The 24,293-nt window shown below is 60.1% G+C and carries 18 protein-coding genes and 3 pseudogenes; 19 read left to right on the top strand and 2 right to left on the bottom strand.

The features are described from left to right. Positions 1 to 295: 295 nt before the first annotated feature. From FFI97_RS23045 to FFI97_RS23020, 6 genes and pseudogenes are all read left to right on the top strand, one after another. Positions 296 to 1,207 (top strand): ABC transporter permease subunit, encoded by a 912-nt coding sequence (locus FFI97_RS23045; protein ID WP_185993692.1) that lies wholly within the window; start codon positions 296 to 298, stop codon positions 1,205 to 1,207. Beyond that, on the top strand, positions 1,204 to 1,944 hold the full coding sequence (locus tag FFI97_RS23040) for an ABC transporter ATP-binding protein (RefSeq protein WP_139704976.1): 741 nt from the start codon (positions 1,204 to 1,206) through the stop codon (positions 1,942 to 1,944). Before FFI97_RS23045 ends, FFI97_RS23040 begins: the two co-directional genes overlap by 4 nt. A gap of 58 nt (positions 1,945 to 2,002) precedes the next feature. Beyond that, on the top strand, positions 2,003 to 3,154 hold the full coding sequence (locus FFI97_RS23035) for an ABC transporter substrate-binding protein (RefSeq protein WP_144004514.1): 1,152 nt from the start codon (positions 2,003 to 2,005) through the stop codon (positions 3,152 to 3,154). A 3-nt stretch (positions 3,155 to 3,157) separates the two neighbouring features. Next, the gene (locus tag FFI97_RS23030; protein WP_139706873.1) at positions 3,158 to 4,543 is read left to right on the top strand and encodes an LLM class flavin-dependent oxidoreductase; all 1,386 of its coding nucleotides are present in this window, start codon (positions 3,158 to 3,160) and stop codon (positions 4,541 to 4,543) included. Then, on the top strand, positions 4,540 to 4,995 hold the full coding sequence (locus FFI97_RS23025; protein ID WP_139706871.1) for an OsmC family protein: 456 nt from the start codon (positions 4,540 to 4,542) through the stop codon (positions 4,993 to 4,995). The genes FFI97_RS23030 and FFI97_RS23025 overlap by 4 nt, the downstream gene beginning before the upstream one ends. A gap of 71 nt (positions 4,996 to 5,066) precedes the next feature. Next, a pseudogene (locus FFI97_RS23020) lies at positions 5,067 to 5,378 on the top strand (IS3 family transposase); the annotation flags it as partial. Positions 5,379 to 5,444: 66 nt separating this feature from the next. Here FFI97_RS23020 and FFI97_RS23015 read toward each other — a convergent pair. After that, a pseudogene (locus FFI97_RS23015) lies at positions 5,445 to 6,189 on the bottom strand (IS3 family transposase); the annotation flags it as partial. A 257-nt stretch (positions 6,190 to 6,446) separates the two neighbouring features. Continuing rightward, on the bottom strand, positions 6,447 to 7,373 hold the full coding sequence (locus FFI97_RS23005; RefSeq protein WP_139706869.1) for a LysR substrate-binding domain-containing protein: 927 nt from the start codon (positions 7,371 to 7,373) through the stop codon (positions 6,447 to 6,449). A 189-nt stretch (positions 7,374 to 7,562) separates the two neighbouring features. Here FFI97_RS23005 and argH point away from each other — a divergent pair, with 189 nt between their 5' ends. The 13 genes and pseudogenes from argH (at position 7,563) to FFI97_RS22935 (ending at position 24,220) form a co-directional block, all read left to right on the top strand. Further along, positions 7,563 to 9,095 carry an argininosuccinate lyase gene (argH, locus tag FFI97_RS23000; protein WP_260685116.1) on the top strand — a complete coding sequence of 511 codons (1,533 nt, stop codon included), beginning with the start codon at positions 7,563 to 7,565 and terminating at the stop codon, positions 9,093 to 9,095. 144 nt (positions 9,096 to 9,239) lie between these two features. Next, a complete protein-coding gene (locus tag FFI97_RS22995) occupies positions 9,240 to 10,283 on the top strand; it encodes an asparaginase (protein ID WP_139706865.1) in 1,044 nt (347 codons plus the stop codon). A gap of 23 nt (positions 10,284 to 10,306) precedes the next feature. After that, positions 10,307 to 11,275 carry a Bug family tripartite tricarboxylate transporter substrate binding protein gene (locus FFI97_RS22990; protein ID WP_139706862.1) on the top strand — a complete coding sequence of 323 codons (969 nt, stop codon included), beginning with the start codon at positions 10,307 to 10,309 and terminating at the stop codon, positions 11,273 to 11,275. Between the two features lie 138 nt (positions 11,276 to 11,413). Further along, a pseudogene (locus FFI97_RS22980) lies at positions 11,414 to 12,297 on the top strand (IS5 family transposase); the annotation flags it as partial. A 945-nt stretch (positions 12,298 to 13,242) separates the two neighbouring features. Continuing rightward, on the top strand, positions 13,243 to 14,016 hold the full coding sequence (locus FFI97_RS22975; RefSeq protein ID WP_139701164.1) for an ABC transporter ATP-binding protein: 774 nt from the start codon (positions 13,243 to 13,245) through the stop codon (positions 14,014 to 14,016). Continuing rightward, on the top strand, positions 14,016 to 14,723 hold the full coding sequence (locus FFI97_RS22970; RefSeq protein ID WP_062474075.1) for an ABC transporter ATP-binding protein: 708 nt from the start codon (positions 14,016 to 14,018) through the stop codon (positions 14,721 to 14,723). The genes FFI97_RS22975 and FFI97_RS22970 overlap by 1 nt, the downstream gene beginning before the upstream one ends. Positions 14,724 to 14,763: 40 nt before the next feature. Beyond that, entirely contained in the window at positions 14,764 to 15,960 is a 1,197-nt protein-coding gene (locus FFI97_RS22965; protein WP_139701165.1) for an ABC transporter substrate-binding protein, read from the top strand. Positions 15,961 to 16,071: 111 nt separating this feature from the next. Then, positions 16,072 to 16,947, top strand: a complete 876-nt coding sequence (locus FFI97_RS22960) for a branched-chain amino acid ABC transporter permease (RefSeq protein WP_062474069.1) — start codon at positions 16,072 to 16,074, stop codon at positions 16,945 to 16,947. 10 nt (positions 16,948 to 16,957) lie between these two features. Beyond that, on the top strand, positions 16,958 to 17,956 hold the full coding sequence (locus FFI97_RS22955; RefSeq protein WP_185993691.1) for a branched-chain amino acid ABC transporter permease: 999 nt from the start codon (positions 16,958 to 16,960) through the stop codon (positions 17,954 to 17,956). 686 nt (positions 17,957 to 18,642) lie between these two features. Then, a complete protein-coding gene (locus FFI97_RS22950) occupies positions 18,643 to 19,425 on the top strand; it encodes a 3-hydroxybutyrate dehydrogenase (RefSeq protein WP_139701166.1) in 783 nt (260 codons plus the stop codon). Between the two features lie 10 nt (positions 19,426 to 19,435). After that, positions 19,436 to 21,358: an acyl CoA:acetate/3-ketoacid CoA transferase gene (locus FFI97_RS22945; RefSeq protein ID WP_139701167.1), complete on the top strand. Its 1,923-nt coding sequence runs from the start codon at positions 19,436 to 19,438 to the stop codon at positions 21,356 to 21,358. A 164-nt stretch (positions 21,359 to 21,522) separates the two neighbouring features. Further along, positions 21,523 to 22,518 carry an IclR family transcriptional regulator gene (locus tag FFI97_RS22940; RefSeq protein ID WP_139701168.1) on the top strand — a complete coding sequence of 332 codons (996 nt, stop codon included), beginning with the start codon at positions 21,523 to 21,525 and terminating at the stop codon, positions 22,516 to 22,518. Between the two features lie 649 nt (positions 22,519 to 23,167). Beyond that, on the top strand, positions 23,168 to 24,220 hold the full coding sequence (locus FFI97_RS22935; protein WP_313906290.1) for an ABC transporter substrate-binding protein: 1,053 nt from the start codon (positions 23,168 to 23,170) through the stop codon (positions 24,218 to 24,220). Positions 24,221 to 24,293 lie beyond the last annotated feature (73 nt).

The following is a 24,293-nucleotide window of genomic DNA, read 5'->3' as shown; positions in this document are numbered from 1 at the left end:
CCTTTGCAGATGTAGTCCCTCAGAAACTCTGGGGTCGACGCACTGCGTCGGCGGTGAATTGCTTAGGCGAAGTCTTGAGAGGCAGTGGCAAAGCTCCAGTTTGTTGAGGCGAACGAAGGAGTGTTTCGCGTGGCCGCGATCGCCTGCAGGTGGTTACTCGCCGAGCACATATCGACATGCATAAATGTAAGTTTGTGCATTGGACTATCGCCGATACGCTCCCACCTTTCCCCTGCATGCCAACTCAGCAGGCTCTCGTGCCGCCAATGCCGCCGAGAGCCTTGCGTCTTCGTCCATGAGTGCCGTTCTTCCTCACTTGGTTCCCGACCCATCGATACCTCCGATCTTTACGCTCCCTCCCTCCGCGAGTCGCATTACCATCATCGCTGATGCGGCTGCTGATCGGAAGCAGGGATCTTCGACACGCAGAGAGCCGGGTCGATGGAGCATCTTCGTTCCGTGGCTTCTGCCGATCGCGCTGATTGCGCTGTGGCAGTACTTCTCGGCAATCGGTCGGTTGCCTGCAGGTATTCTCCCGGCGCCTTCCGATGTGCTGCGCGCAGCGTGGCAACTCGCTGAGCGAGGCGAGTTGCAGCGAGACGTGCTGGTGAGCTTGCGTCGCGTCGCGATCGGCTTCGTGACCGGCGCGGCGACCGGCCTGGTGTTGGGTTTCCTGGTCGGGCTGTCGAGCCTGGCGCACGGCCTGCTCGACCGATCGCTGCAGATGGTTCGCACCATCCCGCATCTGGCCCTGGTGCCGCTAATGATTCTCTGGTTCGGCATCGGCGAGGAGCCGCGCGTGCTGCTGGTGGCAATGGGGTCGCTGTTCCCGGTCTACATCAACACGATGAGCGGCATCCGCAATGTGGATCCGAAGCTGATCGAGCTGGGGCGCTCGTATGGTCTTGGGCCCATCGGGCTGATCGTCAGCGTGGTGCTGCCAGGTGCATTGCCACCGATCCTGACCGGCATTCGATACGCCCTTGGCGTGGCTTGGCTCACGTTGGTGGTCGGTGAAACCATCGCATCGCGCGACGGCATCGGCTACATGGTGCAGAACGCCCGCGAGCTGCTGCGCACCGATGTCATCCTGCTGGCGATCGTGTTGTACGCCATCGCCGGGTGGCTGGCCGACTCGATCACCCGGGTGGTCGAGCGGCGCTTGCTGCGTTGGCATCCGAACTATGCAAAAGGGGCGGCGCGATGACCGGACCATCGTACAGCGGCGATGGGCTGAGCCTGCGCGGTGTCGGCAAGGCCTTCGGCGAGCGCACCGTGCTACACGAGGTCGACCTGGAGATCCCGGCCGGCCAATTCATCGCACTCATCGGTGCCAGCGGTGTCGGCAAGTCGACCCTGTTGCGCATCGTCGCGGGGCTGGAGCCGCCGACTTCGGGGCGTGTCGAGTTGCGCTCGAACCACCCGTCGCCGGACATCCGGATGATGTTTCAGGAAGACCGGCTGATGCCTTGGCGCACGGTGCTGCGCAACGTGACGCTGGGCCTGCGTGGACGTGACGACGATGCCCGCGCGCTGCTCGCGGCGGTGGGGCTGGCCGGCCGCGACAAGGACTATCCGGTCGTTCTGTCGGGTGGGCAGCGCCAGCGGGTCGCACTCGCGCGGGCCCTGATCCACGAGCCCGAACTGCTGCTGCTTGATGAGCCTTTCGGTGCGCTCGACGCGATCACGCGGACGTCGATGCAGCTGCTGCTCGAAGGCCTTCTCGCACGCAGGCCGCGCACCGTGCTGCTGGTCACGCACGACGTCGAAGAGGCGCTGGTGCTGGCCGACCGCGTACTGCTGATGCGCGACGGGCGCGTCGCCCGCGACCTGTTCATCGACCACGAGCGCCCGCGCCATCGCGGCGACCCCGAACTGGCCGCCCTCAAAGAAGAGCTGCTTGAAGGACTCGTGTCTGCGCAAGCCGCGCAGGCCATCCGTTGAACGCCGACAGGCACGCCATCCACTCTCGTTTTCTTGACTTACACCAGGACTCTCGACCATGTCGATCGACAAGCTTTCTCATCCTGTCTCCACGGCTTCGGCCGCACGGCGGCATTTCCTGCGTCTGAGCGGCCTGGCGCTGGCCGGCGGTGCCGGCGCGCTGCCACTGATCGGTTGCGGCAAGGGCGACACTCCGCCGGCAGCACCCGCCAAGGCGGTTGGCAACGCGGCCGCTGTGGCCGAGACCTCAGCGGCCGCACTTTCGCAGATCACGATCGCCATCATCGGTGACGGCCGCACGGGCGTATTCGCGTCGCTGCGCGCTGGGGACGGCGGCAGCAAGCTCGAGAACGACATTGCCGCCAAGGTGGTCTGGCAGCCCGGCTTCACCGCCTCGCTGCCGGTCATGGAGGGCATCAAGGCTGGCGGCGTCGACTTCAGCTTCGCGACCGCCACCGCGATCGTCAACGCAGTCGCGGCGGGCGTACCGATCGTGCCGTTGGCGGCATATCCGCTACCGGCAACCGAGGTCGACGTGCTGGTGGCGAAGGATTCGCCGATCCGGTCCGCGGCCGATCTGAAGGGCAAGAAGATCGCCCACCAGAACGGCACCACCGGCACTTACAGCCTGATCAAGTACCTGGAGAGCGCTGGACTGCGGCTAAGCGATGTGCAGGCGGTCAGCCTGAGCGGTGCCGATGCCTACACGGCCTTTACCCAGGGCAGCGTGGACGCGTGGATCCACTGGCAGCCCGCCAGTGCTTTGGCCCTGGCCAAGCTCGGCGACAAGGCGCGCACGTTGCCGGAGGTGAAGACCTATGACTATGCCTTCTACGTCGCACGCGCCGACTTCGCCGACAAGAACCCGCAGGCGGCGGCCAAGCTCGTGCGGCTGATCCGGGAGGCACAGCAGTATGCCGTCTCGCATCCGGACGAGACCGTCGCGTCCTGGGCCAAGCTCGGAGGCTTCGAAGCCGGCAGCGTCGAGCAGAAGGTGTATCGGCAATTGATCGTTGACGCCCGTTTGTCCGACTCGGGGGCAGTCGCGCTCAAGCCGATCGACAGCGCCGCCGCCGATTCGACGCAGGATCTGGCCGACAACTTCCAGTCGCTGGGCGTCCTGCCGAACAAGGTCGACGTGCGCAGCTTCCTGCTCGACGCCCGTTTCGACGCCATCAAGAAACTCGTTGCCGCCGAACTCGGCGCCTGAACCATGACCCACGCCAAAGACAAGAAGATCCACCTCGCGGCCTTTGTCACTGCGGGCCCGGGCCGCCCCGGCGGCTGGCGCTATCCGGCATCGGAGAGCGGCTGGCTCGATGCCGACTACTACCAGGGCATCGCGCGCACGCTCGAGAAGGGGCTGTTCGACCTGGCCTTCTTCGCCGACATCCTCGCGGTGCCCGACCGCTACCAGGGCAGCAACGATACGCAGCTGCGCTACGGCGCACTCGGCTCGCTGCGGCTCGATCCGGTGGTGGTGCTGTCGATCATGGCGGCTGCGACCCGGCACCTCGGACTGGCGTCGACGCGCTCGACCAGCCACTACGAGCCCTTCGAGGTGGCGCGCTCCTTCGCGACGCTGGACCATCTGAGCGCGGGCCGCGCCGCCTGGAACGTCGTCACGTCGTTCCAGGACGCAGAAGCCCGCAACTTCTCGAAGAAAGAGCAAGTGCCGCGCAACAAGCGATACGACCGGGCCGACGAGTTTCTCGAGGTGGTCTTCAAGCTCTGGGACAGCTGGCAGGACGACGCGCTGGTGCAGGACCGCCAGACACCGCTGTTTGCCGATCCGTCGAAGGTCCACTACGTCGACCACGAGGGCGAGTGGTTCAGCGTCAAGGGGCCGCTGAACGTCTCCCGACCCCCGCAGGGCTACCCGGTGATCCTGCAGGCCGGCGCGTCAGACCGCGGCCGGGACTTCGCGGCGCAATGGGCCGACGCCATCTTCGTGAGCCACGATTCGCTGGACAGCGCCAAGGCCTTCTACAAGGAGATCAAGGACCGCGTGCGATCACATGGCCGTGACCCCGACTCGCTTAAGGTGCTTCCCGCTGCGACGCCGCTGGTCGGGGAGACGCAAGCCATCGCCGATGAGAAAGACCGCGCGCTGCGTGCGCTGGTCGATCCTCATGCCGGCTTGTCCACGCTGTCCTATCACCTGGACGTGGACCTCTCGAAATACCCGCTCGACTCGGCGTTGCCCGACATCGACGTGCCGGGAGTGCAGGGCCACTACCAGGAAGTGCGCGAAGCCACCGAACGCGACAAGCTGACCCTGCGTGATTTGGGCAAGCGCTATGGCAGCCGCTACGAAGGCGACCTGATCGGTACGCCCGACAAGGTGGCGGACGGCATGGAGCGCTGGTTTCGGGAAGGTGCCTGCGATGGCTTCATGATCAGCGCGCCCTACCAGCCGGGCGGGTTCGAAGACTTTGTGCGGCTGGTGGTGCCTGAACTGCAGCGGCGTGGGCTCTACCGCACGGCGTACGAAGGCGCGACCCTGCGCGAGAACCTGGGCCTGGAGCGGCCGGCTGCCGGCGCATGGAAGGAGCGTGCTGCATCGGGAGCCGCTGCGTCCGCAAGGAGGACTGCATGAGCACGAGCGCCGATCAACCGCTCGAAGCCCCGGTGGCGCCTGGCGAGATCGTGACCGTGCGCGCTCGTGCCGTCGACATTTTCGGCCGCTTCCTGGTGAGCGCGCGCCAGCACCACTTCGTATCGGACACGAAGGCTACGGCTGGCGGGCCCGGGGACGCAGTGCAGGCGGGCGAACTGCTCTTGGCTTCGCTCGCCTCGTGCGGTCTGGGGTTGGTGCAGAAGGCGGCGCGTGAGCGCGATGTACCCCTGAAGGAGGCCGAAGTCGGTGTTTCCTTCGAGCGCGACCCGGAAGATGGCACGCGCTACGCGGCTATTCGGCTGAACTTCTTGTTTGAAGGGGTCGATCTGGCCACCGCGCAATCGCTAGTAGATGCGTTCACTGGCGCCTGTCCTATCTACAACACCTTGAGAAGGGGTGGTCCGATCGAGGCCACTGTCGCAATTCGCTGAGCAGCTGCAGCGAATGAAGGGGCAAGATCGTGAGAAACAGGAGTCGAGCGGCTGCTTCGCCCAGCGTCCCCGACTCGCGGTTTGTCGTCCACTCCGACCACAGTGTTCACTATCGCTGGCTAGGGCGGACCTTGCGAATCGAAGGTGCGAAGCTCATTCGCTCGATGTCTCGCAAGGGTCGCTCACCTGACAACGCGGTGTGCAAAGGATTCTTCGACCGGCTGAAAACGAAGTCGTTGTACTCTCGGGTCTCGAAGATCGCGACCATTGAGCAGTTCGTTGAGGTAACTGATTCCTACACCCGCTGGTACAACGAGAAGCGGATCAAAATCCCCCTTGGTTCTCTCAGCCCTATCGACTACCGAAAAAGTCTCGGACTTGCTACACAAAACCAGTCCAATTTTTTGTTCGCATCCCCTGATGTAGGCATCCAGAACCTGCGTGAACTATTCGATGGTCGTCGCCCGCCAGTCACGAACGTAGAACGGCTCGGTCTTGAGCCGGCCGAAGAAACCCTCATAGGCTGCATTGTCTGGCGAGTAGCTCTTGCGTGACATCCAACGTACCAGCTTGGCCTGGGCGATGCGTGACAGCCATCCTGGCCAACGGTAGTAGGCGCCGCGGTCGGAATGAAAAACAGATCGTGCGCCTGTGTTGCCCACTGAAGCAATTGCCGCGTCCAGCATCGTGTTGACGAGCTCTGCATCTGGTCATGTGCCGATTGGCCAGTTCACCACCGTCCCGTCGAAGCAATCGACTATGGCGAGAGGTAGACCTTGCCCGCGGGCAGTTGGAACTCCGAGATGTCGGTGAGCCACTTCTGGTTCGGCGCCGTGGCGCCGAAGTCGCGGTTCAGCAGTTTCTCGCAGGGCTGATCTCGCCCAGGTAGGAGCCGTAATGACGTCGTTTTGGTACTGCAGCCAAAAGGCTCTCTTGCTTGATCAGGCGTCGAACCACCCGCTCCGAGACGCACAAGCACTGCCTGACCAATGAGGCCTGGATCCGGCGGTAGCCGTAGCAGCAGTGGTTGCGCTCAAAGATATCGGTGATCGTACGACGCACCTCGGCGTACTTCTCTCCTGCCTTAAGCCGAGCACGATGGTAGAAGTACGAGCGGTGATCAAGGCTCACTGAGACAAGCTGCTCGGCCACCGGCGCCATGCTGCACGTCATACAGGCCGTCTTCGTCCGATTGCCACGCGTCCGTGCGGGTGTTGGCAATCGGCTCGCCGCTGATGCCGCGCACCGGCATGGAGTGCCGTGCGCACCGTTGGAGATGTCTACGCCAAGTTCGTAGTGAGGCGTGGTCGTCGATGGCTACGGAAAGTAACTCCCCGCCTGCATCATTGATCGAGTCGTATCAGTTGCCTGTAGATCCGGTCTGGCCTTGACTACAGAACAGGGCAAGACCAAGACGAGTTTGACGTCGGCCCACTCCTGCATATCAAGCGTTAACGTATGCCTCCAGTCGCCTTTGCGCATGCGTAGTTGGCGTCAATCAGTTCTTTCATCACGTGAATGAAGTCGTTGACCACGTTGGATCGCGGTTGGTGCGAAGGAAAGACCATGCAAAGTTCGAACGGTACAGTGGGTACTAAGGGGCGAAACACGATTGCGGCGTCCCGAAATCTCGCGGCGGTGAAGGGATCCACTACTGTGATGCCGAGTCCACCAGTGACCATGCCACAGGCCACATGTGCGAGGGTGGTTTCGACGGAGCGATTGCACGTGACTGCGGCCGTTTCCATTGCCAGTTCCAGCCGCATACGGAACGGACTGTTTCGGCTCAATGAGATAAATGATTCACCTTGCAGGTCGGAAATGTTCACCATCTTCTTTCGTGCAAGGCGATGGCCACGTGGGAGGGCGCAAACGCTCGCAACGCTAGGCAATGCAAGGATTTCCACGCCTGGGTAATCAGTGCCAACCATTTGGACAAATCCAATGTCGATCTGATGCGCTGCAGTGAGTTCGAGGATGCCAAGCGAATTCCGGACATCTAGCGATATTGCCAGCCCAGGTCGCGCCAGTGCGAACCGTCGCACTCCTTCGCTCAGCAAGCTCAGGCCTAAGGTGTGCATCGAGGCGATACGCAACGTTCCGATGCGTGCTGATTTCAAATCAGCAGCGACACGTTCGACCTGCTCAAGTCCGCGATAGTAGCGATCTACCTCGCGAAACAGTTGCTGCGCTTCAGCGCCAGCAATGATTTTGTTGCCTTCGCGTCGGAACAACCGGAGATCAAGCGTTTTCTCCAAGTCCTTGATTAGCCTGCTTACAGCAGGTTGGCTGATCTTGAGAAGTTCGGCGGCCGTGGTCATGCTGCCGGAAAGCATGACCTTCCGAAAAGCTTCTAGCTGTCGGGGATTCAGTTGCATCAAGTTGCCTTCTGTTGGCGCTGCACATGCCGTACGTCGTCAGCATAACATTTCCTTATGTGCGTCCAACTCCATATGGCGTTGTGCTGGGCAGATATCGCCATCATCATTTTGTGGCCAAACCGAAGACAGCGATGACGACGGCCACACGTTTGACTTCGGGCAGCTAAACGCACTAAGCCCCTTGCATTGACCATCACAATGACATCCCATCTCGTCTCGGAAACTCTGCTCGTTGAGGCGCGACTGAGCGCGCCGCCAGCCGCCCGGCTCATTAAGTATCACGATCTGCCCGGACTGGACCGCGAGAAGCGGCAGTTTCATGAGTTCATCGCTGTCGACATGGCGCATACCGTCATGCTCGTCGAGGAGCACATCATTTCGGTAGATACCGGGCGTGCCATCCTGCAGCAATTGCAAGTGATGCGGCACCTCAAACCTTCAGATTTCCCGATCGACGTGCGCAGAGGTAGTTTCCTTCTGCAGGTTGAGTCGTACATGTTCGCAGCTATTGGCGAGGATCTAGGAGGGCAGATGCACACCGGCCGAAGCCGAATCGACCAAGGTGCCACGGTCCGACGCCTGTACAAGCGAAACCGCATGCTGGATGTGATGGACCACCTGAATAACCTACGCGAAGTCATTGACCAGCAGGCACGCCGCCACGCGCGAACCATCATGCCCGGCTACACCCACATGCAGCACGCGCAGCCTTGGGTATTTGGTCATTACCTCCTTAGTTTCAGTTCGCGCCTGCACGACAGTTTCCAGCGCCTGACCGAAGCGTGGGGGCGTGTCAACCGCAATCCGCTTGGCACGGTAGGGCTGGCCGGCACTTCGTGGCCGCTAAACCGCCTGCGCACGATGGAGTTGCTCGGCTTCGACGGGCTTGTAGAGAACTCCAAGCTGGGGCGAGAGGCATATTACGCTGCGGAGGCGATAGCCGCGTTGGCTTTTGTGATGGCCGACCTGAACGATTTGGCCACGGACCTGCACGTGTGGTCCAGCACCGAGTTCGGTCTGGTCGAAAGTGACGACAGCTACTGCGGAACCAGTAGCATTTTCCCGCAGAAGAAGAACCCCGCAGGGCTGGAGACCATCAAGAAGGCTGCCGGCTCGGCGGTGACCTGGCTGGCCACTTCCTTGGCTACTTTCCGCGCTGAAGGCACCGGCGACCAAGCCATGCGCGATTTGCCGCTGATTGACGAGGCGCTTTCCACCACCGAGGGCATGCTGGACTTGTTTACCGGCATATTGGAGACGCTAGTCGTGCACGAAGACCGTATGGCGGCGTTGTTACGTGGCAGTTGGTGCACGGCAAGCAACTTGGCCGACGTGATCGTGCGAGAACGCGGGCTCTCGTTCCGCCAAGTCCACCACATTGTGGCGCGCTTGGTGCGCAACTGCCTAGCGCAGCAGGTTGGTCCTGGCGATCTCAGTGGTGCGATGCTCGACCAGGCGGCGCTGGAAACCACTGGCCTGGAATTGGGCTTTGATGATCAGGCCGTGCGAGATGCACTGGACCCCCGACGCTTTGTCGAGACGCGCGTAACTGACGGCAGCGTGGCGCCACAACAGGTGGAACGTCTGCTGGTCCATGCCCAGGCAGAGCTCGAAGCCGACCGCGGGTGGATGGAAAGGACACGTGTTCGCCTCGCACGCGCGCAGAACCAACTGAACCGAGCCGTCGATCAGGTTACCGCTGCCGCTGAAGTCGCATGACGAACGAATTTGCTGCATGGGTGCACGAGCTGGACATGGCATTCGATCCTGTAGGGGCGCAGCCGATGCGCCACTGCTGGCCCCCAGTCGTCAGATCGGCCGTTGGTTCGACACACCTCTTCCACGCATAGCGGAGATCATTTCGTGCTCGCTTTTAGAACCATCATCGCCTTCCTCGCCGCCGGTCTTCTGGCGAACGGCGCCGTGCATGCACAGCAGCAGGTCAAGCCGGGGGTCGTCATCTTCGCCACCGGGGGGACTATCGCCGGCACAGCCAAGAGCAGCATCGATACAACGACATACCGGTCCTCGACGCTCGAGGTCCAAAGCCTGATCGATGCTGTGCCCGAGATCCGGGAAGTCGCGACCGTAACGGGTGAGCAGATCTCCAATGTCGGCAGTCCCGACGTTGACCAGTCGATCCTGCTGCGGCTTGCTCGAGAAATCAATCGATCCCTGGCCGATCCAGGTGTTCATGGCGTTGTGGTGACACATGGGACCGACACATTGGAAGAGACGGCATTCTTCCTGGATCTGACCACCGCAGGTACAAAACCGGTCGTGATTGTCGGGGCGATGCGACCCACTACGGCCATCAGCGCGGATGGTCCGATGAATCTGCTCCAGGCGATCACGCTGGCCGCCAGCAGAGATGCAGACAACAGAGGCGCCATGATCGTTCTGAACGACAGGATCGGCTCAGCTTTCTACACCACGAAGACGAACACAACATCTCTGGATGCTTTTCGAGCGACGGAGCAAGGCTATCTAGGCATGTTCATTGGTGTGAAGCCCCGCTTCTACTACTCGCCTGCAATTCCACGCGGCAAATTGACCTTCAACGTGAATGGCGTGAATTCGTTTCCCAAGGTCCCCATCATCTACTCGTACGAGGATCAGGATGCAGATCAGATCGACGCGGCCCTTCGCGCAGGCGCCAAGGGAATCGTGATTGCTGGAAGCGGGAATGGGGCCACTCCTTTGAGCGTCAGGAAGCGACTGATTGAACTGACGAGTCAGGGATTTCCAATCGTGCTATCGACCCGTACTGGCGGCGGCTTCTCCACGAGGAGTGTTGAGGGGATTGCCTCGGGAATCTTCAACCCGCAAAAGTCTCGCATTCTGCTCATGCTGGCCCTAGCCCAGGGCGCAGACGTCCCAACCATTCGAACTTATTTTCACGAGTAATTAAAAACGCAAGGAGATACATGATGAAGCGTCTACGAAATCTATTTGCAATGATTCTCCTCGCGCTTGCCGCCACTGTAGTTTGTGCGCAAGATTATCCCAGCAAGCCGATTCGCCTGATCGTTCCGTTTCCACCGGGTGGCACCACCGACCTTCTGGGGCGGATGCTTGCTGCGCATCTTTCCGAGGCGTTGGGACAGCGCGTGATCGTCGACAACCGGGCGGGTGCCGGCGGCACCATAGGGTCCGACATCGTCGCGAAGTCCGCTGCGGACGGATATACGCTGATGCTTGCTGGTATCAGCACACAATCAATTAATAGTGCGCTCTACAAGCACCTGCCCTACGATCCCGAAAAAGATTTCACGCCGATTGGACTTCTTGCGAGTGTTCCGAACATCCTGGTTGTCAACCCTCAGGTGCCGGTCCGGTCCGTGTCAGAGCTGGTCGCCTATGCCGGGAGGGATCCCGGCCGAGTGAATATGGGATCGGCTGGCAACGGTACCACGAATCATCTTTCCGGCGAATTGTTCAAGGCGATGACTCATGCCCCGATTGTTCATATCCCATATAAGGGAAGTGGACCGGCTATGGCCGATCTTTTGGCAAACCAAGTTCAGCTAATGTTCGACAATTTGCCAGGCTCGCTGCCACATGTTAAAGCGGGCAAGCTGCGCGCGCTGGCCGTGACCAGCGCTGCGAGATCCCCTCTGCTGCCGGAAGTCCCTACCATGGCCGAAGCGGGAGTGCGTGGCTATGTTGTAGATGTATGGTTCGGCGTGGTTGCGCCCAAGGGGCTGCCTGGCAATGTGCTGACTCGGCTCTCAGGAGAGATCGCCGGATTTGCGCGTAATAAGGAAATTCAGCGCAAGTTGGCTGAACAAGGAGCTACGCCATTACTCTCGACTCCAACCGAGTTCGCCGATCGAATCCGTTCTGACGCTGAAAAGTGGGCCAAGATCGTGCGCGATGCTGGCGCCAGGGTCGATTGAATAGCCGCAAACTAGCCTGCCATCTGTTGCCAAACGCCAAACGCCAAACGCCAAACGCCAAACGCCAAACGCCAAACGCCAAACGCCAAACGCCAAACGCCAAACGCCAAACGCCAAACGCCGCCGAGTCAACTTGGCCTGGGCCTGAACCCGTCGACGAAGAAGGCGCGCAAGCGCGAGTTCCTCGATGAGATCGACCGGGTGGTTCCATGGAGCGCAGTGGTGCAAATCGTTGGGCCGCACAGCCCGCGAGCCAAAGGCGATGCTGCGCATTCAATACTTGCTGCAATGGTTCGGGCTGAGCGGCCCGGCCATGGAAGAAGCGCTGCACGACGGCCCCGCTGTACCGGGAGTTCGCTGGTCTGGGTGACGGCGCTAGTCGCCTGCCCGAAGAGACCACCATCTTGCTGTTTCGTCATCTGCTGGAAGCCCATGACCTGGCCGTCGGCATGCTGCGCGTGGTCAACGACATCCTGCAGGCCAAGGGCCTGATGCGCGCACGGGCACGGTCGTGGACGCTACACCGATCGTGGCGTCCAGTTCGACCAAGAACGCCGATGGCTGGTGCTATCTGGAAATGCGTCAGGGGTGCTACGCGATGAAGACGCGCATCGGCGTAGATGCCGCATTGGGCCTGCCGCACGCGGTGGCGGGCACAGCGGCGAACGTCAGCGACATCAACGTCGCCGGCGCGCTCTTGCACGGTAAGGACACACGGCCTTCGGTGACTTGGACTACCGGGGTGTGCACAAGCGAGCGGAGGCCGTGGGGCCGACCTAGGACGTGGCGATGCGTCCGGGCAAACGCAGGAGGCTGAATCTATTCATCGACCCGGGTTCGATGCCGAGCGAGTGGAGAAGCTGAAGACCAGCATCCGGGCCAAGGTCGAGCATCCGTTCCGAATGATTAAGCAGCAGTTCGGGTTCGCGAAGGTTTGCTATCGAGGCTTGGCGAAGAACTCGGCACAGCTCGTCACGCTGTTTTCGCTGTCGGACCAATGGATGGCGCGCAGGCGGTTGATACAGCCCGGGGGGGGGGGGCGTCTGCGGCGCGTGAATTGGGCTCGCCAAGCTCACGCAACGAGGCTTGGCGTAGCAGATCGATGCTTGGGGCTGCGCGATCTGATCGCCTGAACGGCTCGCCATCACCTTGTTCACCCACCCTCCAGATCGCGTTCTGCAGACTATCCTTGGCCTTGAAATCAGAGAACTCAGATGCATCCGAGTCATGATGGCCCGTGGCGCGCGATGACGGAAGATGTAGATCCTTCCTGTCTCCAGCCGAACGCAGTAGCCGTGAGGAGTTTTCTTGTCCGGAACATCTTGTGAGGTAGTCTACGTTTCGCAGCATCGCGCCCGCCACTTCGCACCAGACCAGCGGGTCATAAACATGAATCCAGGTCTTGCCGTACTTGAGCAGCGGACCCAAATCTCCGCGCTCGCTTAAGGCGCGAACGAAGCTCTTTGCAAAACCACGTGCGACTTGCTTCGCGCCAGTGCCTGTATCGCTCGCTTCGTACAGGCCGCAGACCGTACCGGGCACGCCCTCCGCAGATTGGAGTCACAACGCGCCTTTTTTGGTTGATCGATCGCATTGGCTGCGCTTGTGACGATCGCGTTGTTGTGGCTCGCCGCGCCACGCATATTGCCAGGTTGGTGTTTTCCCGTAGTCGCGCTGTTGCCTCTTGTCGGAAGGGCGGACGGACATTTAGACTGGAGATCGGTAAGCTGAATGCAGTTCAGTATGCTGAACATTCGAGGGCGAGTGGCGTACTGGCGCCCATGCTCCATGGAATAGCGCCGCCAAGTCATGCACCCTGTATCCCAAATATGCAGCCACCGTTCGGACAGACCTGTCATTGCTTCGCATGAGCCTGTGCGTCGCTTTGGTGTTGGGGTTGCTCGATCGGGAGGCTTGTCGTTGCGAGCCACGGCTGCGAATCTGCAATCCAAGAATTGGAAGACAACATGAGTGAGGAACTCATCCTCGAAACACGCCAGCTCACCAAGGAATTCAAGGGATTCACCGCGGTCAGCAAGGTCGACCTCTCGGTGAAGCGCGGTTCGATCCACGCGCTCATCGGCCCCAACGGTGCCGGCAAGACGACCTGCTTCAACCTGCTCACCAAATTCCTCGAGCCCACGGCCGGCACGATCCTGTTCAACGGCCACGACATCACGGGCGAACGCCCGGCGCAGATTGCGCGGCGCGGCGTGATCCGCTCGTTCCAGATCTCCGCCGTGTTCCCGCACCTCACGCTGCTCGAGAACGTGCGCCTGGGCCTGCAGCGCAAGCTCGGCACCTCGTACCACTTCTGGAAGAGCGAGAAGTCGCTCAAGCCGCTCGATGCGCGCGCCCGCGAACTGCTCGCCGAGGTGGGCCTCGAAGAGCTGGCCGACGAACAGACCGTGAACCTGCCCTACGGCCGCAAGCGCGCGCTCGAGATCGCCACCACGCTGGCCATGGAGCCCGAGCTGATGCTGCTGGACGAACCCACGCAAGGCATGGGCCACGAAGACGTGCACCGCGTGGCCGAGCTCATCAAGCGCGTGTCGGCCGGACGCACCATCCTGATGGTCGAACACAACATGAGCGTGGTCTCGACCATTGCCGACACCATCACGGTGCTGCAGCGCGGCGCCGTGCTGGCCGAAGGCCCGTACGCCGAAGTCTCGAAGAACCCGCAGGTGATGGAAGCCTACATGGGCACCACCGACGGCGAAATGCAGGGGGCGCACTGATGACCGCTGCATTGGAGATCAAGGGCCTGCAGGCCTGGTACGGCGAATCGCACGTGCTGCACGGCGTCGACATGGTCGTGCAGCCGGGCGAAGTCGTCACCTTGCTGGGCCGCAATGGTGCGGGCCGCACGACGACGATGCGCGCCGTGATGGGGCTCACCGGCGCCCGCAAGGGCAGCATCAAGGTCAACGGCGTCGAGACCGTCTCGATGGCGACGCACCGCATCGCCCACCTGGGCATCGGCTACTGCCCCGAAGAGCGCGGCATCTTCGCCAGCCTCTCGTGCGAAGAAAACCTGATGCTGCCGCCCGAACTCAAGGGCGCGGGGCAGGGCATGTCGGTCGACGAGATCTACGCCATGTTCCCCAACCTGGCCGAGCGCCGCCACAGCCAGGGCACGCGCCTGTCGGGTGGCGAGCAGCAGATGCTGGCCGTGGCGCGCATCCTGCGCACCGGCGCCAAGCTGCTGCTGCTCGACGAAATTTCCGAAGGCCTGGCGCCCGTGATCGTGCAGGCGCTGGCCCGCATGATCACCACGCTGCGCGCCAAGGGCTACACCATCGTCATGGTCGAGCAGAACTTCCGCTTCGCCGCGCCGCTGGCCGACCGTTTCTACGTGATGGAGCACGGCCGCATCGTCGAAAAATTCGGCGCCGCCGAGCTCGAAGCCAAGATGCCCGTGCTGACCGAACTGCTCGGCGTCTGAAATCCAATACTCACCAACACCTCTGAGGAGACACATCGTCATGAAAACGAAATCCAGTCTTATCGCCGCCGCAGTCGCTACGCTTGTGCTGGGCATTGGCGCAGCGCAGGCGCAGGAAAAAGTGAAGATCGGCTTCATCACCGACCTGTCGAGCCTGTACGCCGACCTTGAAGGCAAGGGTGGCGCCACCGCCATCCAAATGGCCATCGACGATTTCGGCGGCAAGGTGCTGGGCCAACCCATCGAGCTCGTAGTGGCTGATCACCAGAACAAGGCCGACATCGCCGCATCGAAGGCGCGCGAATGGATTGACACTGCTGGCGTGACCATGGTCTTCGGTGGTACCAACTCCGGTACCGCGTTGGCCACTGCGAAGGTCGCGCAGGAGAAAAAACGTGTGTACTTCAACAACGGAGCCGGCAGCTCCGCACTCACCAATGAACAGTGCTCGCCCTATACCGTGCACTATGCCTACGACACTGTGGCGCTGGCCAAGGGCACTGGCTCGGCGGTCGTGGAGCGGGGGGGCAAGAGCTGGTTCTTCTTGACGGCAGACTACGCCTTCGGCCACGCCCTTGAGGCGGACACCACCAAGGTGGTCAATGACAAGGGCGGCACGGTGGTGGGGCGTGTTAAGCATCCCCTCAATGCATCGGACTTCTCGTCGTTCCTGCTGCAAGCGCAGAACTCGAAAGCGCAAATCCTGGGTCTGGCCAATGCGGGCGGGGATACGGTCAACGCAATCAAGGCCGCCAAGGAGTTTGGTATCAACAAGTCTATGAAGACCGCCGGCCTGCTGGTCTTTCTGAGTGACATTCACAGCTTGGGGTTGAAGAACACCGAAGGCCTTTTGCATACCACCAGCTGGTACTGGGATCTGAATGACGGCTCGCGCAAGTTCGCCAACCGATTCTTGGAGAAGACTAAGCGCATGCCCACCGACATTCAGGCTGCGGACTATTCAGCCACCATGACCTACTTGAAGGCGGTCGAAGCGGTCAAGACCACTGATGCCGACAAGGTGATGGCGCAACTCAAGAGCATGAAGATTGATGACTTCTACGGCAAGGGTCAGATTCGTGCGGACGGTAGCTTCATCCACGACATGTATCTCGTCGAAGCGAAATCACCCTCTGAATCGAAGAAGCCTTGGGACTACTTGAAGGTCCTAAAGACACTGCCGGGAGACCAGCTCTTCACGACTAAAGCAGAGAGCAAGTGCGCGCTCTGGAAATAACCCATCAAGGCTTTGCGCATTTCGTGTGTCGTGCGCATCTTTCCCTTTAAAGGGAAAGATGCGTGCGGTGACTCCACGTAACGCAAGAGCTGTTGGTTTTCTGAAACGCTTATGAACATTTCCCTTCCCGCCTTGTTGAGCCAGCTCCTTCTGGGGCTGGTCAACGGCTCGTTCTACGCCATCCTGAGTCTCGGGCTGGCGGTGATCTTCGGTTTGCTCAACGTCATCAACTTCGCGCACGGCGCGCTGTTCATGCTCGGGGCCGTCCTCACCTGGATGGCGATGGAGTACCTGGGCGTCAACTACTGGGTGATGCTGATCGCCGCGCCGGTCCTCATCGGCCTGTTCGGCGTGGTCATCGAACGATTGCTGCTGCGCTGGATCTACAAGCTCGACCACCTCTACGGCCTGCTGCTCACGCTGGGCCTCACGTTGCTGATCGAAGGCGTGTTCCGCTCGGTCTACGGCGTGTCGGGGCTGCCCTACGATGCGCCCGAGCTGCTGTCCAGTGCCACCGACCTGGGCTTCATGGTGCTGCCCAACTACCGCGCCTGGGTGGTCGTGGCGTCGCTCGTGATCTGCTTTGCGACCTGGTACGTGATCGAGAAGACGCGCCTGGGCGCCTACCTGCGCGCCGGCACCGAGAACCCGCGCCTGGTGGAAGCCTTCGGCGTCAACGTGCCGCTGATGATCACGCTGACCTACGCCTTCGGCTGTGCGCTCGCCGCCTTCGCCGGCGTGCTGGCCGCACCGGTGATGCAGGTGTCGCCGCTGATGGGGCAGAACCTCATCATCGTGGTGTTCGCGGTGGTCGTGATCGGCGGCATGGGCTCCATCATGGGCGCCATCCTCACGGGCCTGGGCCTGGGCGTGATCGAAGGGCTCACCAAGGTTTTCTATCCCGAGGCTTCTTCGACGGTTGTGTTCGTGATCATGGTCATCGTGCTGCTCATCCGCCCCGCCGGCCTGTTCGGCAAAGAGAAATAAGGCGAGCGGCATGAACATGAAAAAAATCTCCACCGTCGTCTACGCGCTGCTGCTGGTCGCCCTGGTGCTCGCGCCGTTCTTCGGCGCCTACCCGGTGTTCGTGATGAAGCTCATGTGCTTCGCGCTGTTCGCCGCGGCCTTCAACCTGCTGCTGGGCTACACCGGCCTGCTGTCCTTCGGCCACGCGGCCTTCCTGGGCGGCTCCGCGTACGTGGCGGGCCATGCGATCAAGGTCTGGGGCCTCACGCCCGAGCTGGGCCTGATCGCGGGCACGCTCACCGGCGCGCTGCTGGGCTGGCTGTTCGGCGTGCTGGCCATCCGCCGCCAGGGCATCTACTTCGCGATGATCACGCTGGCGCTCGCGCAGATGATGTTCTTCGTCGCGCTGCAGGCCAAGTTCACGGGTGGCGAAGACGGCCTGCAGGGCGTGCCGCGCGGCAAGCTCTTCGGCATCGTCGACCTGTCCAACGACCTCACCATGTACTACGTGGCGCTGGTGATCGTGGTCGCGGCCTTCCTGCTGATCGTGCGCACCATCCACTCGCCGTTCGGGCAGGTGCTCAAGGGCATCAAGGAAAACGAGCCGCGCGCGCTCTCGCTGGGCTACGACGTGAGCCGCTTCAAGCTGCTGGCCTTCGTGATCTCGGCCGCGCTGTCGGGCCTGGCCGGCTCGCTCAAGACGCTGGTGCTGGGCTTCGCCACGCTGTCCGACGTGCACTGGACCGCCTCGGGCCAGGTCATCCTGATGACACTGGTGGGGGGCCTGGGCACGCTGTCGGGTCCCATCGTGGGTTCGGCGGTGGTCGTGCTGCTTGAGAACAAGATCGGCGAACTCGGCAACTTCCTGGCGCGCATCACGACCGTCGACTGGTTCAATACGCTGGGCGAGTCGGTCACCATGGTCACGGGCCTGATCTTCGTGATCTGCGTGCTGGCCTTCCGTAAGGGCATCATGGGAAAGATCATCGACTTTGTGAATCGTGTATGGGACGCGCCAACAAGACGATAGAGGATCGGTTCGTCTCGGAACATCATCTGATGTGATATCGAGTACCTCACCTTGGAAAAGGCTCTTCTCGCTTCTGAAGGCGTGGCCCTGGGGGATCAACTCTCAGGGCTAGGTAATAGAAAACGCTCTTGTCTAGGTTGGCGCTGAAGGCGTGGAAGTCAATGGCCTGCGCAACGTTTGAAATTGCTCGGTCGAAACAACCGGGCGAAGCGGTGCGCAAGATCTGCTTCTGAGCCCTGGTCCACGCGTCGCGGTCGCGCAGCGCGAAAGTAGATGAGAACGCTCGATCCACTAGAGATCGTGTGATCAACGTTTCAGTGGTGTCTGAACGCCGTGTGCTTATGCATCAGGTGCGAGGTTGTTCGATCCCGCAGTCTGAAGCAGAGCACATAGTTCAAGGGAATCGGAGCCCAGATCGGCCTGAGGGCGGAAGAGAAGTGTTGCGCCCGAGAGGAGCTATTTCACTGGCGAGGGGCGTCGCGAGGGATGCTGGCTGGCTTGATCTACGTCAGCGCTTTGTGCGGTGGTACTGATCGCATGTGTGATTCGAAAACGCTTGGAGGGAGAGGATGTCTGCACGCGCAGCTGATAGATGACACGTGCTCGGCCTTTCCCTCAGCGCGATGCTTCTCCTCGACCAGTCTTCGCTCGAATTACTCCTCGCTTAGATTTGAAAAGCTCCATATATGCTTAAAGGTAAAGTTGCACTCGTCACCGGATCCACGGGGGGCATCGGTCTGGGAATTGCAAAGGCATTGGCCGAAAAGGGGGCAAACATCCTGCTCAACGGGTTTGGCGATACAGCGCAAATTCAGAAGCTGAAGGAAGAAATTTCCGGGCGCTGGGGCGTGCGTGTGGCGTACAACGGCGCAGACATCTCCGTTCCGGCGCAGGTAGCCGAAATGGTGTCCCAGTGCATCTCCGAATTAGGCAGCGTAGATATCCTTGTCAATAACGCCGGGATTCAGCATACAGCTGCTGTTGAGGATTTTCCGGACGACGTGTGGGAGAAAGTGATCGCGACCAACTTGTCTTCGAACTTCTATGCCTGTAAGGCCGCATTGCCACACATGCGAAGCCGAAACTGGGGGCGAATCATCAACGTGGCATCAGTTCATGGGCTGGTCGGCTCGGCCTCAAAGTCGGCCTATGTCGCGGCGAAGCACGGTGTGGTTGGGCTGACCAAGGTGATCGCACTGGAGACCGCTCGCAGCGGAATAACATGCAATGCGGTCTGCCCCGGCTGGGTTCTGACACCACTGGTACAGAAGCAGATCGATGATAAGGCGGAGCATCAGGGCGTCTCGCGAGAAGAGGCTCGAGCGTCACTGCTCGCCGATAAGCAGCCCTCTTTGGAGTTTGCGACGCCTGAACAGGTTGGTGGGATTGCTGTGTTCCTAAGCTCTGCACCGGCAGATCAGATACGAGGTGCAACATTCAGCGTCGACGGCGGGTGGACTGCCCAATGAGGGGGCTTCAATGAGAACAAAGATCGTTTCTGCCGCCGAGGCCATTGCGATCATGCGCGATGGAGACACACTTTGTTGCTCAGGATTCGGTTCCAACGGCGTTCCCGTCGAACTCATCACCGCACTTGAGAAGCGTTTTCTAGAGACTGGGGCGCCACGCGACCTCACTCTGCTTTTTGGCGGAGGGCCCGGCGATGGCGCGAGTGGAGGCGTGAACCATCTTGCGCACGAGGGACTCCTTAGATGCGTAATTGGAGGGCATTACGGCTTGGTCCCGGAGGTCGGCAAGCTGGTGATGGAAAACAAAGTCGATGGCTGGAACTTGCCGTTGGGGGTTATTTCGCATCTCTATCGAGACATGGCTTGTGGATTGCCGGGAATCTTCTCGCGAGTTGGGCTGGGCACTTTTGTTGATCCGCGGTTAGAAGGTGCGAAAGTCAACACACGCACGCAAGGGGACTTGGTCAGGCTCATGGAAATTGAGGGGCAGGAGTTTCTTTTCTACAAGGCAATCCCCATCAACGTGGCGTTCATCCGCGCGACCACTGCAGATCCCGAGGGAAACTTGACGTGTGAACGAGAGAGTCTGACGCAAGATACTTTGGCCATCGCAACCGCGACAAGGAATGCAGGTGGTCTTGTGATCGCGCAAGTCGAACGCATCGCGGAGTATGGTTCTCTCAATCCGCGCAGTGTGCGGGTTCCTGGAATTCTGGTTGACTGTGTGGTCGTCGCGGATCCTGAGAATCATATGCAGACCTTTGGTTCCTTGTACAACGCGGCGTACTCATCCGAGGTGCGCGTGCCGATGGAAGCGTTGGGCGCGATGCCGTTTGACGAGCGCAAAATTATTGCCCGTCGCGCTGCGCTCGAACTGATGCCCAATGCGGTTGTCAATCTTGGGATAGGCATGCCCGAAGGCGTGGCTCTCGTGGCTGCGGAGGAGAAGATTCTTCGCTACATGACACTGACCGCGGAGTCGGGGTTGATCGGCGGCGTGCCTCAAGGGGGACTGAACTTCGGTGCTGCTGTAAATGCTGATGCAGTGATCGATATGAACCAGCAGTTCGACTTCTACGACGGTGGGGGATTGGACCTGGCGTGTCTTGGAATGGCTCAGTGCGACGCGGACGGAAACATCAATGTCAGCCGCTTTGGCTCCAAGCTGGCGGGAGCCGGAGGATTCATCAATATTACTCAGAACAGCCGTGTCGTCGTCTTTGTCGGGACTTTTACCGCCGGCGGGTTGGATATCGCAGTGGAAGATGGGAGGCTACTCATCCGAAAGGAAGGCAGAGCCCAGAAGTTCGTCCGGCAACTTGATCAGGTGACGTTCAGCGGGGCGTACGCGCTCAAGCGTGGCTTGCGCGTGCTCTATGTGACCGAACGTTGTGTGTTCAAGCTCGGTGAAGAAGGCATTGAGTTGATCGAGGTCGCGCCTGGCATTGATGTCGAGCGGGACATCATTGCGCAGATGGATTTTTCTCCCATTGTCATCAACCCCACGTTGATGGATGAGCGCATCTTTCACGATGAACCGATGCATTTGAAAGACGCATTGCTATCAATCAGCCTTGCTGACCGAATGAGCTATGTTTCAGAAAAGGAAACAGCTTTCTACAACTTTCAAGGGTTGAAGATTCAGACAAGGATGGATGTCGATGCAGTCCGCGGCACCGCTGAGAAATTGCTCCAGCCGATTGGCAAGAAGGTCCAACTGATCGTCAACTATGACGATTTTCGAATCGATGAAGGCGTACTGGATGACTACGCAGAGATGGTGCGTGATCTGAGTGAGCGCTACTACACCACGGTGTCCCGCTATACGACCAGTGCATTCATGAGGTTGAAGCTCGGTGAGGCGCTTGAACGCCGAGGAGTCGCCGCGCATGTGTATGAAAGCCAAAGCGAAGCTGGGAGGTCCAAGCTGTAAGGATGCGTGCGTTCTCTGTTCGCGCGCGTAGGCGGCTGCCAAGGAGTCGGTGGGGAGAGGAGCTAGTGATCTACTAGCCAATGCGGTTTAAGCTCGGTGTTTACCCGTGTTCGATGGCTCGAATCTTGCGATCCCTGTGCCTGTGTCGATAGACTAAATCCAGTTTGCTGAACGCAGTTCGATTCAATGAACTTTACAGCTCCCGAGACATCCTGCGTGGCACAGTTGCAATGGGTGTCGCGCTCTTCATCAGCAAAATGCCGCCCTCCCTCTCGTCCAACGAATCCACCGTGCCCCAAGCTGCGGCCGCACCATTGGTGCCGGCTGTCGCGCGTGCACTGACTCTGCTCAACCTGCTCGCACAGCGCCGAGAGCCGATGAGTCTGACGCAACTCACGAGCGAGCTCGCATTGCCGAAGAGCAGCGTGCATGGTCTGTGCAATACGTTGCTTGCATTCGGCTACTTGCGTCGTCAGCCTGGTGGTTTTTTCCTGGTTGGGCCACGCGTAATGGGGTTGGCTGGGGCTTTTCTCGCTGACACGGACGAGGCACAAGAGTTCAATGCACTCTGGGCGGACGGCAGTCCTCAGCCCGAGGAGACCATTGTGCTCTCCGTGCTTGATGAGAGCGATGCTCTTTACCTTGCTGCGCGCAAGGGGACACGGCCGTTGGGTCTTGCCTTCAACATCGGCACTCGGTTGCCGGCCTATCTTTCGGGCAGCGGCAAGGCGATCCTCGCATTTCGCGATCCAGAGGAAGTGCGTCGACTCTATGCAGATGGTCTGGTGACGCACCTTACGAACAAAGCCCCGAGTGATATCGACGACTTGCTCAAAGAACTCGCCCAAACACGCAAGCGCGGATACAGCATTGACGATGAGACTGTACGCGAGGGCGTCTACTCGGTTGGTGCCCCAGTATTTGATGCTACTGGTCGTGTAGTGGCTGGCATCGCGGTGTGCGTCAACAAGGCCGGACTCGGTTCTGACCGCGGTCGGCGATACCATGAGGAGGCACTGAGTGTTGCACGTCGGCTGTCGCATCGACTCGGGGGCGAAGTGCCTATCGGCTTCGCGACTGAGACTCATGATTCGCGCGACGTTCATAGTCCGCGCAAGGCCTTGGCCGCCGCGCCGCTGAAAACCCGCAAACGAAATTGAGCGTCGGCAGCGTTTCCTCCGATGTTGGGGGTTGGATAAGTTGAGGGCTTCCCGAGACTTAGAAGTCTCAGAAGCCTCGTGTGCAAATTAGAGTGGATTGGTACGCCTGGATTGAGTGGGAAAGAGCGTCGATCTGTAGTTCGTCACTCCTTGTCCAGAAAAATGAATCTCCGAGCGATAGGTTTCTGTGTGAGATGAGCGCCTCTCTCTGAGAGATTGAGTGCCGAATTCAAAGCACTAACCGTAGCTCGCGTAGAAAAATGGGGACGTCTACGCAAGTTGCATCGGGAACTTTGCAAAGCAAAGGGATCGCTCGTCCTCCGTTTCGGCTCCGAGGATCTAGTCGGCAACGATCCGAATCCAAGGGTTGAGGGGTACTAGCAACTGCTAGCTTCCTAGCAACTGGTGGACGTCAGCTTCTGGACATGGCGACGGCTGCTCGATCACTTGCATCGGATGCCCGGGCGACTTTCTTCCTATCGATGTAGGTCAACGCTGTTTTCCATCAAGACATCAATTTTCAAAAAGAACGAGGAGACAAGTCGTGAAGATATGCGCATGTGGAGTGTCGCGTTGGTGTGTGGCATTAGCTATCTGGTTTCTGTCTGGAACGAGCACGGCTCTAGGTGGGTCGACCGCGCCTGATCTGGTGATCGGTCAAGTAGCCCCCTTGTCGGGTGTGCTCGCAAGCACAGGGCGGCAGATGGTCGTGGGCGGAAGGATCTACTTCGACTGGATCAATGATCGTGGTGGCGTGCATGGAGCCAAGTTACGCCAGGTTGTGATGGACGACGGCTACGAGGTCGAAAAATCTGTCCAGCAGACACGCAGCTTGTTGGCTCAGCCGGATGTGGTTGCCCTGTTTGGCTTTGCCGGAACAGCAAATGTGGCGCGGCTCTTGAGTGAGGGAGTTCTAGCTCAAGGTGGCGCGGCGCTGGTGGCTCCATATACAGGAGGGGAGCCGTTGCGGAGTCCATTCAATCCGTGGATTTTCCATGTGCGAGCGGGCTACGCTGATGAGGCCGAACACTTAGTGCAGCATCTCGTCACGCTGGGCGTGAAGCGCATCGGTGTGATGCATCAGGATGACGCCTTCGGGCACGCAGGGCGCATGGGCGTTGAGGCGGCCCTCACTAAGCGAAACCTCGAACTGGCGGTCTCAGCAAGCTATGCACGCAATACCGATGAAGTGAGTGCGGCGGTGAACGCCATTCGTCATTCTGATGCGCAAGCAGTCGTCATGATATCTATCAATAGGCCGACGGCTGCCTTTATCAAACGCTATCGGGAGGCAGGCGGGCGGGCGCAGCTTTACAACATCTCGGTGGTTGACCCGAATGAACTGGTGGCGCTTGCAGGACTCAAGAACGCGCAGGGGTTGGGCATCAGTCAAGTCGTTCCCTATCCCTACACTGCGAACCTCTCAGTGATTCGTGAATATCACGAGTTGCTGAAAAAATATGCGCCCGGTGAAGCTGTGAACTACACAAGCTTCGAGCAATTTCTCGGGGCAAAAGTGCTGGTGGAAGGATTGCGTCGAGCCGGGCCACGGCCTACACGATCGCGTGTTGTCGCTGCACTCGAATCCATGCAAGCCTATGATCTCGGAGGCATAGAAATCCACTATGCACAAGATCAAAGAGTGGGATCCCGCTATGTGGAGGTGACGCTGATTGGCAGCAGCGGGAAGCTACTCAAATAGAGTATTCGCAGGAAGAGCCTCTCGGCGAGGTGACTCTGGACTCTGATTCCTCTCGAACGCAGGGCTCGCCGCG

The sequence above is a fragment of the Variovorax sp. KBS0712 genome (genome assembly GCF_006323185.2).
In the GTDB taxonomy this organism is placed as follows: Bacteria; Pseudomonadota; Gammaproteobacteria; order Burkholderiales; family Burkholderiaceae_C; genus Variovorax; species Variovorax boronicumulans.
Note: the sequence above shows the minus strand (reverse complement) of the source record. Positions and strands in the feature narration are given on the sequence as shown.